At 70.6% G+C, this 13,849-nt stretch carries 9 protein-coding genes and 1 pseudogene; 6 read left to right on the forward strand and 4 right to left on the reverse strand.

Annotated elements, in window-relative coordinates; genetic code table 11:
* The first annotated feature begins 61 nt into the window (after window positions 1-61).
* The 3 genes from ACFPZ3_RS26645 (at window position 62) to ACFPZ3_RS26655 (ending at window position 5,228) form a co-directional block, all read left to right on the forward strand.
* Complete coding sequence (locus ACFPZ3_RS26645; protein WP_379516960.1) at window positions 62-2,056, forward strand: M14 family zinc carboxypeptidase; 1,995 nt, start codon at window positions 62-64, stop codon at window positions 2,054-2,056.
* Between the two features lie 72 nt (window positions 2,057-2,128).
* Window positions 2,129-4,669: a M14 family zinc carboxypeptidase gene (locus tag ACFPZ3_RS26650; protein ID WP_379516961.1), complete on the forward strand. Its 2,541-nt coding sequence runs from the start codon at window positions 2,129-2,131 to the stop codon at window positions 4,667-4,669.
* A gap of 55 nt (window positions 4,670-4,724) precedes the next feature.
* Window positions 4,725-5,228: a GNAT family N-acetyltransferase gene (locus tag ACFPZ3_RS26655; protein WP_379516962.1), complete on the forward strand. Its 504-nt coding sequence runs from the start codon at window positions 4,725-4,727 to the stop codon at window positions 5,226-5,228.
* 53 nt (window positions 5,229-5,281) lie between these two features.
* On the opposite strand, the gene fusA is transcribed toward ACFPZ3_RS26655, so the two are convergent.
* Complete coding sequence (gene fusA / locus ACFPZ3_RS26660; RefSeq protein ID WP_379516963.1) at window positions 5,282-7,294, reverse strand: elongation factor G; 2,013 nt, start codon at window positions 7,292-7,294, stop codon at window positions 5,282-5,284.
* Between the two features lie 371 nt (window positions 7,295-7,665).
* On the opposite strand from fusA, the gene ACFPZ3_RS26665 reads away from it, so the two are divergent.
* A complete protein-coding gene (locus tag ACFPZ3_RS26665) occupies window positions 7,666-8,385 on the forward strand; it encodes a GNAT family N-acetyltransferase (RefSeq protein ID WP_379516964.1) in 720 nt (239 codons plus the stop codon).
* Between the two features lie 335 nt (window positions 8,386-8,720).
* The gene (locus ACFPZ3_RS26670) at window positions 8,721-8,990 is read left to right on the forward strand and encodes a WGxxGxxG family protein (RefSeq protein WP_379516965.1); all 270 of its coding nucleotides are present in this window, start codon (window positions 8,721-8,723) and stop codon (window positions 8,988-8,990) included.
* Between the two features lie 627 nt (window positions 8,991-9,617).
* Here ACFPZ3_RS26670 and ACFPZ3_RS26675 read toward each other — a convergent pair.
* The 3 genes and pseudogenes from ACFPZ3_RS26675 to ACFPZ3_RS26685 all read right to left on the reverse strand — a co-directional run.
* Window positions 9,618-11,021 carry a YVTN family beta-propeller repeat protein gene (locus ACFPZ3_RS26675; RefSeq protein WP_379516966.1) on the reverse strand — a complete coding sequence of 468 codons (1,404 nt, stop codon included), beginning with the start codon at window positions 11,019-11,021 and terminating at the stop codon, window positions 9,618-9,620.
* Window positions 11,022-11,422: 401 nt separating this feature from the next.
* Complete coding sequence (locus ACFPZ3_RS26680; RefSeq protein ID WP_379516967.1) at window positions 11,423-12,145, reverse strand: hypothetical protein; 723 nt, start codon at window positions 12,143-12,145, stop codon at window positions 11,423-11,425.
* A 152-nt stretch (window positions 12,146-12,297) separates the two neighbouring features.
* Window positions 12,298-12,411 (reverse strand): annotated as a pseudogene (locus tag ACFPZ3_RS26685) (IS5/IS1182 family transposase); the annotation flags it as partial.
* Window positions 12,412-12,546: 135 nt separating this feature from the next.
* On the opposite strand from ACFPZ3_RS26685, the gene ACFPZ3_RS26690 reads away from it, so the two are divergent.
* Window positions 12,547-13,779 (forward strand): phospholipase D-like domain-containing protein, encoded by a 1,233-nt coding sequence (locus ACFPZ3_RS26690; RefSeq protein ID WP_379516968.1) that lies wholly within the window; start codon window positions 12,547-12,549, stop codon window positions 13,777-13,779.
* Window positions 13,780-13,849: the final 70 nt, after the last annotated feature.

A 13,849-nucleotide genomic window follows, 5' to 3' on the forward strand; every position in this document is an offset into this window, starting at 1 on the left:
ACGGGCGATTCAGGAGGGGCAGATGCGTGGCTTACGGGCGTCCGCGGTTGTTGCGTTGATCTTGGGCACGACATTCATGGGGGCGGCGCCACCGTCGGCCCCCGCGGTCGCCGGGCCGGCCGACCCCGAGCCGGTCTCGCTGGTCACGCTGTCCGTACCGGACCGCGCCGCCATGGAACGGCTGGTGGCCTCCGGCGCCGACCTCACAGAACGGGTACGCCCCCAGCGCGACGGCAGCGTCCAGATCGACGCGGTCGTCACCCAGAGCCAGCTCGCCGACCTGCGCGGACTCGGCGCCACCCTGGCCCCCGACACCCCGCCGCAGGCAAGTGCGAAGGCCACCGCGGCTCAAGACCAGATCGTCATCGAGCGGGCGGTCTGGTACAAGTCCCGCGACGGGTACTTCCTGTCCGTCGAAGCCTCCAGCAGCGCCGCCCAAGCGGCCACGCTCACCGTCGCGTGGCGGGGCAGGCGCGGCACCACCGGGCAGGCGGAGATGGTCGCGTACGTGGACGCGGGCGCCTACCTGGGGCACCAGTTCAGCACCCCGGTGCCCGCCGCCGACGAGCCGCAGTCGATCACCGTCACCTCGGCGGGTGGCGGCAAGGCCGACGCGCGGGTCAAGGAATGGCCGGACGGTGAGCGGCCCGACCGCGCCGGGCACGGTTACCAGAAGGACTTCGTCACCCAGTACATGCCCCCGTCGCAGCTCAACGAGCGGATCAAGAGCCTGCACCGGCGCTTCCCCAAGCTCACCGAGCTGATCGCGCTGCCGTACAGGACGAACGGCTACCGGCGGCACGCCCAGGCGCTCATCGGAACCCCGCCCGGCGCGGCCGTCGTGATCACCTCCAACGCCTACGGGTCGGAAGGCGGCAACGACCTGAGCGTCGAGCTGGTCGATCCCGGCGCGCCGGGACGGCCGCTGCAGGTCACGCTCAACGGCAAGCTCGTCACCGTCAGCCTGGCGACCGGCGAGTCCGGCGCGCCGGTCAGCACCTCCGCCCAGGTCGTCGCGGCGATCAACGCCACCGCGGGGCTGCCCGTCAAGGCCTCCCTCTACCGCACCGACCCGGGCGCGGGTGTCCTGACGCCCGCGCCGTCCACGCAGCTCGACGACTTCCTCAACGCCCCCGCCGACGTCTCCCGCGCGCCCGCGCAGGTGCTGGCCCTGCGCATCGGCACGCGCCGCGACGGCTCACGCACCGGCGTGCTCGCCTACGCCCAGGAACACGCCAGGGAGTGGGTGACGCCGCTGGTCACGATCGAGGCGGCCGAGCGGCTGCTGCGCAACTCCGGGCGGGACAAGGCCACCCGGCGGCTGCTGGATCGTACGGACATCTTCATCGTGCCGACCGTCAACCCCGACGGGGCGAACTACAGCTTCTACGACTTCAACTCCCAGCGTAAGAACATGACCAACCACTGCCCGCCGCAGCAGTCCGACCCGGCGCTGCGCAACAGCTGGGGCGTGGACGTCAACCGCAACTACGCCGTCGGCTCGTTGTCCGACGGCTACTTCGGCGCCTCGGCCAGTTGCCAGAGCGGCACCTACGCCGGCCCCGCCGAGCACTCCGAGCCCGAGAGCCGGAACGTGATGTGGCTGGCGCAGAAGTACCGCAACATCCGGTTCGCCATGAACGTGCACAGCTACGGGGGGTACTTCATGTGGCCGCCCGGGGCTTACCAGCTCAACGGCCGCGTCACCCTGCCGAGGCCCACGGCGAGCGAGGAGGCGTACTTCCTGCGCTCGGCCCGCACCATCGAGCAGGCCATCGTCGCCGAGCGCGGCACCGTCATCTGGCCGCAGCAGACCGGCCCCGTGACCGACGTGCTGTACTCGGCGGCCGGGAACTCCGCCGACGAGCTCTGGTACGACCACGGCGTCTACGGGTGGGACTTCGAGGTCGGCGCCGACCTGTGGAATCCCGCGACGCGCACGTGGGAGGGCGTGGGCTTCCAGCCGCCGTTCGAAGAGGGGCACGCGGAGGCGCAGGAGTTCGCCGCGGGCCTGATCTCCCTGATCGGCGTCGCCGCCGACTACCGCGAACCGTGATCGTCAGGTGGCCGGGCGCCGCGCCCGGCCACCGTCCTCCTGAGCCCTCACCCTCGACGCGCTGGAGGTTTCGTGCGTTTCCCGACCGCCCTGCTCGGCGTGGCCGCCATCTCGGCCGCCATGCTCCTCCCACTGTCCGCGGCCGCTGAGCCCGCCGAGCCGCCGCCCTCGGCCGTGCGCGACTTCGGCAACGGCCCGGAGCGCAACGAGATCGCGGCCGACGTGCCCGAGCAGGCCGCCACCCTGCTCGGCGCCACCCCGTACGGATGGCCGCGCGAGCGCGGCTACCCCCGGCACACCAAGCTCCCGCTGCCACCGGAGAACCCGGCCGACGCCTCGATCAAGCTGGGGCTGGTGCCGTACCACGGGATCGCGCCCAGGCTCAACGGCCTGCAGCGCTCCGACCGGGTGAGCGCGGAGGTCATCGGCCGCTCGGCCCAGGGCCGCGACCTCTACCTCGTCACCGTCACCGCGCCGGAGAGCGCCGCCCAGGCGCGCGAGCAGGCCCGCATCCGCGAACGCATCGAGAACGACCCCGCCGGCGCCGCCCGCGACCGGGGGCTGGCCAGGGCGTACAAGGCGCCGATCTTCGTCAACGCCAACATCCACGGCAACGAGTGGGAGGGCGCCGACGCCGCCCTGCGTACCATCGAGCAGCTCTCCACCAGCACCGACCCGGCCATCGCGAACCTGCTCAAGCGCACCAGGCTGTACTTCAACGTCACCGCCAACCCCGACGGCCGCGTCAACGGCGTACGGCAGAACGGCGCCGGGTTCGACCTGAACCGCGACTTCGTCACCGCCTCCCAGCCCGAGGTGCGCGCGATGCGCCAGATCATGATCGACACCCAGCCGGTCACCATGATCGACCTGCACGGCTACGTCAACGGCACGCTCATCGAGCCCACGACGCCGCCGCACGGCGCCAACTACGAGTACGACCTGTTCATCACCAACACCTACGCCAACGGCCTCGGCATGGAGGCCGCGGTCAACGGCCTCGGCTACACCCCGGAGAAGGACGGCGTCGAACCGGCGCAGATCCCGTTCCGCGACTCCGAGGAGGGCTGGGACGACTGGCCGCCGATCTTCACCCCGCAGTACGCGCCCTTCCACGGCACCGTCGCGGCCCACACCGTGGAGATCCCCCTCGACGTCAACGAGCCCGCCTACAGCACCGAGCCGGTCGAGGAGCTGCGCCGCCGCTCGGCCATCAACACCGACGTGGCCGCCGCCGCCATCCGCGCCACCTACGGCTTCGTCCAGGCCAGGCACGACCGGCTGATCGCCGACCAGATCGAGGTCTTCCGGCGCGGCACGGCGGGCGAGCCGTCGAAGCCCGTGCCGCTCGGCATCGTGCCCGGTTTCGGCCCCGAGGACGTCTACACCACCACCTACCCCCGCGCGTACGCCATCCCGGCGGGCTCCACGGCCGCCGCGCGCCTGATCGACCATCTGATCGCGAACGACGTCCGGGTCGAGCGCGCCAGGTCGGCCTTCCGGTCGGGCGGGAAGACGTATCCGGCCGGTTCGTACGTCGTGGACATGCGCCAGCCCAAGCGCGGCCTGGCCAACGTCATGCTGGAACCCGGCGCGGACATCTCGCCCAGGGTCGACGCCATGTACGACATCTCCGGCTGGAGCCACGCCCTGCTCTGGGGCGCCACCGTGGACCCGGTGGACGCGCCGCGCGTGCGCACCGATCCGGTCAAGGCCGCCGCGCCGACCGGCTCCGTGCCGAACGGCCGCGGCCCGCTCGCCCTCGCGATCACCGACGCGAAGGCCGTCACGGCCCTCAACGACCTGCTGGCCCAGGGCGTGGCGGTGACGTGGGCCGCCGACGGCACGGCGATCGTCCCGTCCTCGGCCCGCCAGGCCGCCAGAACGGCCGCCGACCGCTACGGCGTCACCTTCACCACCGCACGTCAGAGCACCGGCACCCCGCTCGCGCAGGTGCGCGTCGCCGCCGCGGCCTCGGCCGACGAGCTGTTCACCCTGCGCGAGCTGGGCTTCCCGGTCACGCCCGTCTCCACCGCCGTGCTCAACGCGGGCTACGACTGGAGCGGCACCGACGTCCTGTACGTCTCCAGCGGCCTCAACTACGCCACCCTCAACCCCGCGGCCAGGACGGCCCTGGACACGTTCCTCGCGAGTGGCGCAGTGATCACCCGGGGTGCGACCGGCGGCCGCTTCAACACCGCGGCGGGCCTGCTCACCGCCACCACGGTCGCCGGCCGCGGTGACGCCAACGGCGTGGTCCGCACCGTCTCCACCGACGGCCCGGTGGGCAGCGGATCACCGATCCACTCGTTCGTGTACTCGCCGCTCTGGTTCACCGGCCTCGGCCCCGAGGTCAGGATCGAGCAGTCGTACGCGGCCGAAGGCCCCCTGGTCTCCGGCCACTGGCGTGCCGACGAGAACGGCGCCGGAGGCCAGGACGCGGCCAGGGGACAGGCGGCGGTGGTCAGCGGCCGGGACGAACGAGGCGCCGCCGTGGTCCTCTTCGGCACCGAGCCCATGTTCCGCAACCACCCCAAGGGCCTGTTCTCCCAGGTGGCCAGGGCGTTGTACTGGTCGAGCTCGGTCACGGGCGCGACCGTCACCACGCCATGATCTGCTAATGTCTATACCTTCCGGCCGGATTTGATCCCGGCCGGAAGGTGTTTCTATGACCTCTTTTCGTGGATCAGTGCGGTCCGTGACCGCCTCCGACCACCCAGCCGTCGAGCGCCTGTGGCTCATGTTCCGGCACGACATGTCGGACTTCGATGGACTGCTCCCCAACCCCGACGCCACCTTCAGAAGTGAGCGGTTGCAGTCGGCGTTCGAGGACGACGACTGGACGGCCTACCTGTTCACCAGCGGTGACCACCCCGCCGGCTTCGCGTTCGTCCGCAGCCTGTCCGGTCCGGCGCGCGTGCTGAACAGCTTCTTCGTCGTACGCGGCGCGCGCCGTTCCGGCATCGGCCTGGCAGCCGTCCGTGAGGTGATCGCCCGGCACCCCGGTCCCTGGGAGATCGCCTTCCAGGACGCCAACGCCGGGGCGGTGGCGTTCTGGAGGCGCGTCGCCACCGAGATCATGGGTGAGGCCTGGACCGAGGAACGCCGCCCGGTGCCGAACCGGCCCGACGTGCCGCCGGACGTGTGGATCTCCTTCACGACCACCGGATAGCCGAAGACCCGCGGCCCCACCGCCAGGAAGGGGGTGGGGCCGCGGGCCGCCCGTCATGCCGCCGGGGCGTAGCCGGCCGGGCGGGTGGTGAAGGTGCCCCGGCCCTGGGTGCGGCCGTGCAGGCCGGTGGCGTACCCGAACACCTCGGTCAGCGGCACGATCGCGCTGATCACCACCGTGCCGGCGCGCGCCGTCGAGCCCGAGATGCGGCCGCGCCGCGCCGACAGGTCACCGAGCACGCCGCCGGCCATGTCGTCCGGCACGGTCACCGTCACCTCCACCACCGGCTCCAGCAGCACCATCGCGCACGAGCGCAGCGCCTCGCGCAGCCCGAGCCGCCCCGCCGTGCGGAACGCCATCTCCGTGGAGTCCTTCACGTGGGTGGCCCCGTCCGTCAGGGTGACGCGCAGGCCCGTCACCGGGTGGCCGCCGAGCGGGCCGGCGGACAGGGCGTCCCGGCAGCCGGCCTCCACGGCCCGCACGTACTCGCGCGGCACCCGCCCGCCGGTCACCGTGGAGGCGAACGCGAAGCCCTCCTCCAGCGGTTCGACGTCGAGCACCACGTGCGCGAACTGCCCGGCGCCGCCGTCCTGCTTGACGTGCCGGTACACCAGCCCCTGCACCCCGCGCCCGACGGTCTCCCTGAAGGACACCTGCGGCCGCCCGACGCCCACCTCCAGCCGGTGGTCACGACGGAGCTTCTCCGCCGCCACCTCCAGGTGCAGCTCGCCCATCCCGGACAGGACGGTCTGCCCGGTCTCGGTGTCGGTGCGCACGGCCAGCGACGGATCCTCCTCGGTCAGCCGGGCCAGCGCCGTCGCCAGCCGGTCGCCGTCGGTGCTCCTGCGCGCCTCGATCGCCACCGACACCACCGGCTCGGTCGCGTTCGGCGGCTCCAGCAGCAGCGGGGAGCCCGGCGCGCACAGCGTCGTGCCCGTACCCGCGGCCTTCGGGCCGACCAGGGCGACGATGTCGCCGGCCACCGCCCGGTCCGCCTCGGCGTGCCGGTCGGCCTGCACACGCAGGATCCGGCTGATCCGCTCGGTACGGCCCGCGCCCGCGTCCAGCACCACGTCCCCCTTCCGCATCGTCCCCGAGTACACCCGCACGTACGTCAGCCGCCCCGTCGCCGTCGAGCTCACCTTGAACGCCAGCGCGGCCAGCGGCGCCTCCGGATCGGCGGCCCGCGCCTCGCCGTCCTGCCCGCGCACCGCGGGCACGTCCAGCGGCGAGGGCAGGTACCGCACCACCGCGTCCAGCAGCGGCTCGATCCCGCGGTCGCGGTAGGCCGAGCCGCAGAGCACCACGACGCCCTCACCGGTACGGGTCAGGTCGCGCAGCGCCGCGGCCAGCGTCGCCTCGGAGATCGACGATTCGGCGCAGAACTCCTCCAGCGCGCCCGCGTGCGACTCGGCCACCGCCTCCTCCAGCATCCGGCGCCGCCGCAGCGCCTCCTCCAGCAGGTCGTCCGGCACCGGACCGGACACGCAGGAGTCACCGGACCACACCAGCGCCCTCATGGCGAGCAGGTCGACCACGCCGGTGAAGGCGTCCTCGCGGCCGATCGGCAGCTGCACCACCAGCGGCACGGGGTGCAGCCGCCGGCGGATCGACTCGACCGCGGCGTCGAGGTCGGCGCCGGCCCGGTCCAGCTTGTTGACGAACGCGACGCGCGGCACCCCGTGCCGGTCGGCCCGCCGCCACACCGACTCGCTCTGCGGCTCGACCCCGGCGACGCCGTCGAACACCGCGACCGCGCCGTCGAGCACCCGCAGCGAGCGCTCCACCTCGTCGGAGAAGTCGACGTGGCCGGGGGTGTCGATCAGGTTGATCCGGTGCCCGTCCCAGTCGCAGCTCACCGCGGCGGCGAAGATCGTGATGCCGCGGTCGCGCTCCTGGGAGTCGAAGTCGGTGACGGTCGTGCCGTCGTGCACCTCGCCGCGCTTGTAGGTGGCGCCGGTCAGGTACAGGATGCGTTCGGTGACCGTGGTCTTGCCGGCGTCCACGTGGGCGAGGATGCCGATGTTCCGGACACTGGTCAGGGGATTGAAGACTTGAGCACGCACGGCCCATGACCCTTTCGGGACGTTTCTTGGACAGGACGGCGCGATTCCCCCGGCGAAAAGGGATCTTCGTCAGGGCGACATCCAGCGGCGGCCGCGCAGCCGGCGCCGGGGCGACGAAGACACCAGGATCACCTCGTAACGCGACGGAGAGACGACGGCAGCGGTGTTGTGACGCACGGCCGGCTCCCTTCCCTCGTCGCGTGATGGCGTTTCGCGGCGAGTGTAGCGACGCCGGTCTGAGGGAGGGAAACCATTTTGTTTCGCGAAAGGTCCGCCTGAACGTCATCACGCGGACGCCTGCTTGCCCCCGGTGGCGTCATTTCGGCATGTCGGCATAGGTGCGAGACGCTTTCAGGGAAGGACGCGCGCCCATGACGATCTCTCTTGACACCGGCCGCTACACGGTCGGCCTGGCCACCAGTGCCGCCGACCTCCAGGCCGCCCAGAAGCTCCGGTACGCGGTCTTCGCCGAGGAGATGGGGGCGTTGCTCGACAGCCCGGTCTCCGGCCTCGACGCGGACCGGTTCGACGCCTTCTGCGACCATCTGCTCGTACGGGACGGCTCGGAGGTCGTGGGCACGTACCGGCTGCTGCCGCCCGGCCGCAAGGAACGGCTGCCCGCCGACGCCGAGTTCGACCTCACCGCCCTGGCTCCCCTGCGCAAGGGCCTGGTGGAGGCGGGCCGCACCTGCGTGCACCCCGGCCACAGGAACGGCACCGTGGTCGCTCTCATGTGGGCCGGGATCGCCCGGTACATGGTGTCAGGCGGGCACCAGTGGCTGGCCGGCTGCTGCGCGGTCCCCCTCGACGACAGGGGAGCGCTGGCCGCCGCCGTGGCGGAACGGGTGCCGCTCGGCCCGGAGGAGTACCGCGTGACACCGCGCGCGCCGTGGCGTCCCAAGAAGCCGGCCGCGGCGCCCGACCGGTTCGTGCCGCCCGCGCTGATGCGGGGGTATCTGCGGCTGGGGTCGTGGGTGTGCGGCGCCCCCGCCCACGACGGGGACTCCGGTACGGCCGACTTCTTCATGCTGCTGTCGATGGCCAACGTGAACGCCCGCTACCTGCGCCACTTCCTGGGATCGTCCCTCTGACCCCGAGTCGTACGGTGACCATGCCGACGCCCAGCGTGATCACACAGCGTGACGTGGTGGTGGAGGTGCTCCTGTGAATCGGCGTGCCGCCACGTTGCGGCGTCCGCGGGCCCGTGTGGAACCGGTCCAGATCTCCGGGATCCGCGTAGGCGTGGGGGGTGTCCGCCCATCAGGGCCCTCACCTGCGAAGACGAGGCGTTTGATGTCCCCGGGACGATGGTAGGTGCGTACTTAGCAGGGGATATGGAGATCGCCCCGCTATCGGGAGCCTTCAAGTGGGAAGGCGTGATAGGCGGTCTCCGCGGTTGTTGAGACCGCCGGATCGGGGGAACCCAATGCGCAAGACCCTCACCGGGCTGGGCCTGGCGTTCTTCTTGACGCTAGCCCCGGCAACTGCCGCGACGGCCGACTCGCCGGTCGCGCCGGTCGCACAGAGCCAGGTGACACCATCACCGCAGCAGAACAACAGGGACGACGGGGGCGGCAACGCCGGTCTGTGGGGCCTGCTGGGCCTGCTTGGCCTGCTGGGCTTCGCCGGCATGCGCAAGCAGCGCAACCATGTCGGCACCGCGGAGCACATGCAGCACCGCACCCCGCGCCCATAACAGGGCCCGGCCCCGGCCGCCGGCCGGGGTGACACCCAAGGGTGGCACGGCTGCCGATCAGGCCAGCCGTGTCACCGGGTGCCGTAGACCCGCCCGTTGCCCGTCTGGGTGGCGGGCCGTCCGACACCCGCCCCGAAAGGACTTCGCAGGGGGCGCTTTCGCGCATCGGTGCTCAGGCATCCTTCTTTCAGGCGCCTTACGGCGCACCCCCCGACGCCTCCGGCGTCCCATCGCCCCACCCCTTGCCCCGCGAGGTGGCGGGCCGTCGAATGCCCACCCCGACCACAACGCCGCAGCGGTGGCGGTGATCAACACGGTCAGCGTGATCAGCCGGCGTAGGCCACGGCGCCGGGCCTGACAACAGTTCGGGGCCGGGCGCGAGATGAGACACCGGCATTCCTCTTGGCTTACTGGCGACCCCAGGCCGCCGGTGACCCAGGTGCGAGGTTGCGGCTGGGATGCGACGGGATCGGCGTTGAGGAACATCCGCGGAGCGGGCCTGTGCCTGTCCAGGCACATCGCAACGGAGGGCCTGTCCGAAGATCGCCGCGCCGACTTGAACCGCGGCAGCAGCGGTGGGGTCACCGGCAGGCGGGTTGCCTGCCGGTGACGTCAGGCGCTGGTCGGTTATGAGCAGGTGACGAGGAGGATGGAGATGACGGTGCAGGCGGCTGAGGCGTTGTCGTTGGCCGGGTTGGGGTCAGTGGGGGCGCTGGTGGTGCGCACCGCGGTGACGGTGACGCGCCCCAGCGACAGCAGCGACAGCGGCACCCGGAAGGTCTTGTCCACTGAGGCGCCGTTGGCGATCGCCCCGTAGGTGCAGGTGACCGTGCGCGCACTGGTGGTGCAGCCGGAGGAGAGGTTGGTGGCGGACGCGCCCGGCGGCAGCTTGGCGGTGAGGGTGGCGGAGGTGACCGCGTCGGGCCCGGTGTTGTCGGCGGTCAGGGTGTACTTCAGGTACGGCACCAGGATGCCCAGGTGCGGCTGGGCACTCAGGTCTACGTCGAGGTCGGCGCCGGTGGGGCCGGTGGTCACATCATCCACTGCGACACCGAACGGCGCACTGCCGACGGCGACGGTGGCGGTGACGGTGTTGGTGGCAGTGTCGATCACCGACACGTTGTCAGAGCCGAGGTTGGCGATATAGGCGAAGGCGGAATTGGCCGCCACTCCGGACGGGCTGGCCCCGACGGCGATGGTGGCGGTGACGGTGTTGGTGGCGGTGTCGATCACCGACACGTTGCCGGAGGACTGATTTGGGGTGTAGGCGCGGGTGCCCGCCGGGTTGAGCGCGAGTTCGTAGGGGTCGCCGCCGACGGCGATGGTGGCGGTGACGGCGTTGGTGGCAGTGTCGATCACCGACACGGTGTCGGAGTTGACGTTGCTGGTGTAGGCGCGGGTGCCGGCCGGGTTGAGCGCCATTCCGTACGGGCCGGCGCCGACGGCGATGGTGGCGGTGACGGCGTTGGTCGCGGTGTCGATCACCGACACGGTGTCGGATTGGTCGTTGGCGATGTAGGCGCGGGTGCCGGCCGGGTTGACCACGACCCCGCGGGGCTGGTTGCCGACGGCGATGGTGGCGGTGACGGTGTTGGTGGCGGTATCGATCACCGACACGCTGCCGGCGCCGAAGTTGGTGACGTAGGCGCGGGTGCCGGCCGGGTTGAAGGCCACCCCGTACGGGCCACTGCCGACGGCGATGGTGGCGGTGACGGCGTTGGTCGCGGTGTCGATCACCGACACGCTGTCCGAGCCGTTGTTGGTGGCGTAGACGAGTGTGCCGGCCGGGTTGAACGCCGTCTTGAGCGGGCTGGAGCCGACGGCGACCGTGGTGGCGACGGTGTTGGTGGCGGTGTCGATCACCGACACGTTGCCGGAGTCGACGTTGGCGACGTAGGCGAGGTTGGCGGTGGCCGCATGCGCGGGCTCGACCGGCATACCGGCCAGGGCTAAGGCGGTCAGCAGCAGCCCGCACAGGGCTGCCAGTGTGCGCCGCCCGAAAGGCGCGCGCAGGCGCGTGGTGGAGTGCAAGAGACTTCCCCCAGGGGGTAAAGACGGACAGGGTGATGCGCCGGGATAACGGACGGGTGATCGTCACCACCTGGTCCTTGCCGGTGTGCTCAGATGCAGCAGATTGAGCCGTACTGTCCGCCCCAATCCCGCCATGCGGCATCTGACCTCTCCGGGCACCGATGAGGCCCTCAGTGGAACACGCTGGCGTTATGGAGAAAAGGACCATGCGCTGTCCACATTCGGCCAGTTGCAACGGTCCAACCGAACTCGACGCGTCTCAGTTCCCGATGGTCAGGGAGCGGGACATGACTGCCGCTCAAAAGATCGCCATCGGGTTCGGCGACAGCCACGGGTGAACGCCCCGGCGCAGCCGAGTCGATCTCGTGCTCGGTCGCGCTGACGTGCTTGTGAAGTAGTGATCAGTCGTCGGGGTTGGACCTCGTTCCCGTGTCGAACTTCGCCGTCACGGGCGCCGCGCTCCAGTCGCTCACCTCATCGCCCCTGTCGACGCGCAGCAGCCGCGCCTGCGTGACGTCCGTCAACTGGTCGGCACCGGGCAGGAACTCCGGGCCGTTGACGAAGTGCATGACGGCCCCGACGACGTCCTGGCTGTCGTCCTCGTCGAGGTCCTCGGCGTCGAACGGCCTCCAGCCCGTCGCGGTGGCCGCCGCGAGAAGGCGAGCCGGGTCGTGGACGTGCACCTCCAGCAGGCTGATCGTGCGTACGACCGGCCCGGGGAAGGCATCGAGGCGAGCGTCGCCCGGCGTGCGGCTCTCAAGGTCGCCACCCAGGCCGGCCGAGTCGCCGCGGCCCCGCCGCAGGGACTCCCACGTGGCGGCCAGCTCGGGAGCGTCGGTCCAGGTCCCGTTCACGACATCGGCCAGCGTACGACGGAAGGAGGCGGCGGGCGCGTCGGGCAGAGCCGCTGCGATCCGCTCCGACTCAGCGCGGGCGGCGGGGCCCAGGCCGTTCTCCAGCACCGAGGAGAGAAGGTAGGCGGCGTGCTGAGCGGCGGCGGGATCGGTGCAGGTCAGTACGGCATGCAGGGTCGGCGGCTGGCCGGAGCGCTCGACGAGGGCGTACACCCGACTCTTGGCGCGAGTGTGCTCGCAGTGGAAGGCGCGAGGGGCGGCAGAGGTCATGATCGGGTTCTCCATCAACGTGAGGTACGTGGAAAACCGCTGGTGGGCGCGGTACGGCCACGCCCCCTGACGGAGAAGTCCTGCCCGCTGGTGCTGCTGGTACAGCCAGCTGCCCGGTTCGGTGTTCGCATCGTACCGCTTGGGTGATGTTAGACCAGCACCAGCAGGGCTTGGCGGCCGAGGTTGGGCCGCCGCCAGATCGGCCCGATCGCCTTACGGTGGCGCCGAATCATCCCGGCGACGTAGCTCAGGGTCTGATGCGACATGGGAACAGCATCCGGAGCCACGGGTTGCGACGGTGATGGTTGTGGTGATCAACCCGTCTACCAGGGATTCTTTGCTTCCCGCGTGGCAGTTGTACTTAAAGCGGAAACATATCGCAGCGAACTAACATCCTCGCCATGCTCTTGCGTAAAAGTGTGGCCGCGGCCATTGCCCTGCCCCTTCTGTGGCCGAGTGCGGCCGGTGCGGACGCCGTACGGCAGGCGCCGCTCGGTGCCGTGTTCAACAACCCCAACACAGCGGACAAAACCAAGATTGTAAGTCAGTTGATCATGCTGATCAACGGCGCGGAGCCGGGCTCGGACATCCGGGTGACGGCGTTCGAGTTCACCGACCCCGACGTGCTCGCCGCCCTGAAGGCCGCGCATGCCAAGGGCGTCAACGTCCAGGTTCTGGCCGACGGCGGCGCCAAGGACTCCGATCAGTTCAAGGATCTCGCCGCGGCGCTTGGCGGCGAGATCGGCAAGCCATCCTGGGCGGCCCCCTGCCGGCACGACGGCAACTCCTCGACCGCATGCATCGGCGACGTCCCCGGCGGCGACGGGTCGAAGATGCACAACAAGTTCTACCTGTTCTCCAACACCCTCGGCAGCTCCGACGTTGTGATGCAGTCGAGCGCCAACCTCAAGCCCGGCGGCTCCGGGACGGGCCAGTGGAACAGCTCCTACACCCTCTCGGACAAGGCTGTCTACGACGCCTACCTGGCTTACTTCGGCGACATGGTGAAGATGAAGCCGATCCCCGACTACTACGAGACGCATCCGCCGGTCGAGACGCCCACCATGAAGATCTATCACTCGCCCCGCGAGGACGGCGACACCATGTACAACATCCTCGGCCACGTGAAGTGCAAGGGGAACACGGAGGGCGGCACCACCGGCGACCACCGTACGATCATCCGGGTCTCCACCTGGCACCTCGCGCGGGAGGCCGTGGCGAGGCGGCTGTGGGACCTGGACCAGCAGGGCTGCTATGTCGACATCGTCTACCGGCACGTCGGCGAGGCCGCCCTGCAGGCGCTGCTGAAGGAGCCCAACGGCTATCACGGTCCGGAGATCAGGACGTTCAAGGACGTTCCAGGAACGCACCAGAAGGACCTCCTGATCGACGGCACGTACAACGACGAGATCAATCAGAAGGTGGTCTTCACCGGCAGCATGAATCTCAATCCTTCCTCGCTCCGCGAGAACGACGAGACCATGCTGCGGATCACGGATCCCGAGGTTCATCGCGCCTTCAAGTACAACTTCTGGGAGGTGCAGGAGGCCGCCGACGTCGACGTCCAGACCAGCAAGGGACGGGCCGGGAATCCGCCTCCCACGGTCGAGTCCCCCGACGAACGGGCAGAGTGACCACTCGAACGAGAAGACGGGCCGTCGGCGCCGCTCATACGGGGAAGAGGTCAGGTTCGCGCCGAGAGCG

This window comes from Nonomuraea insulae (assembly GCF_042656245.1).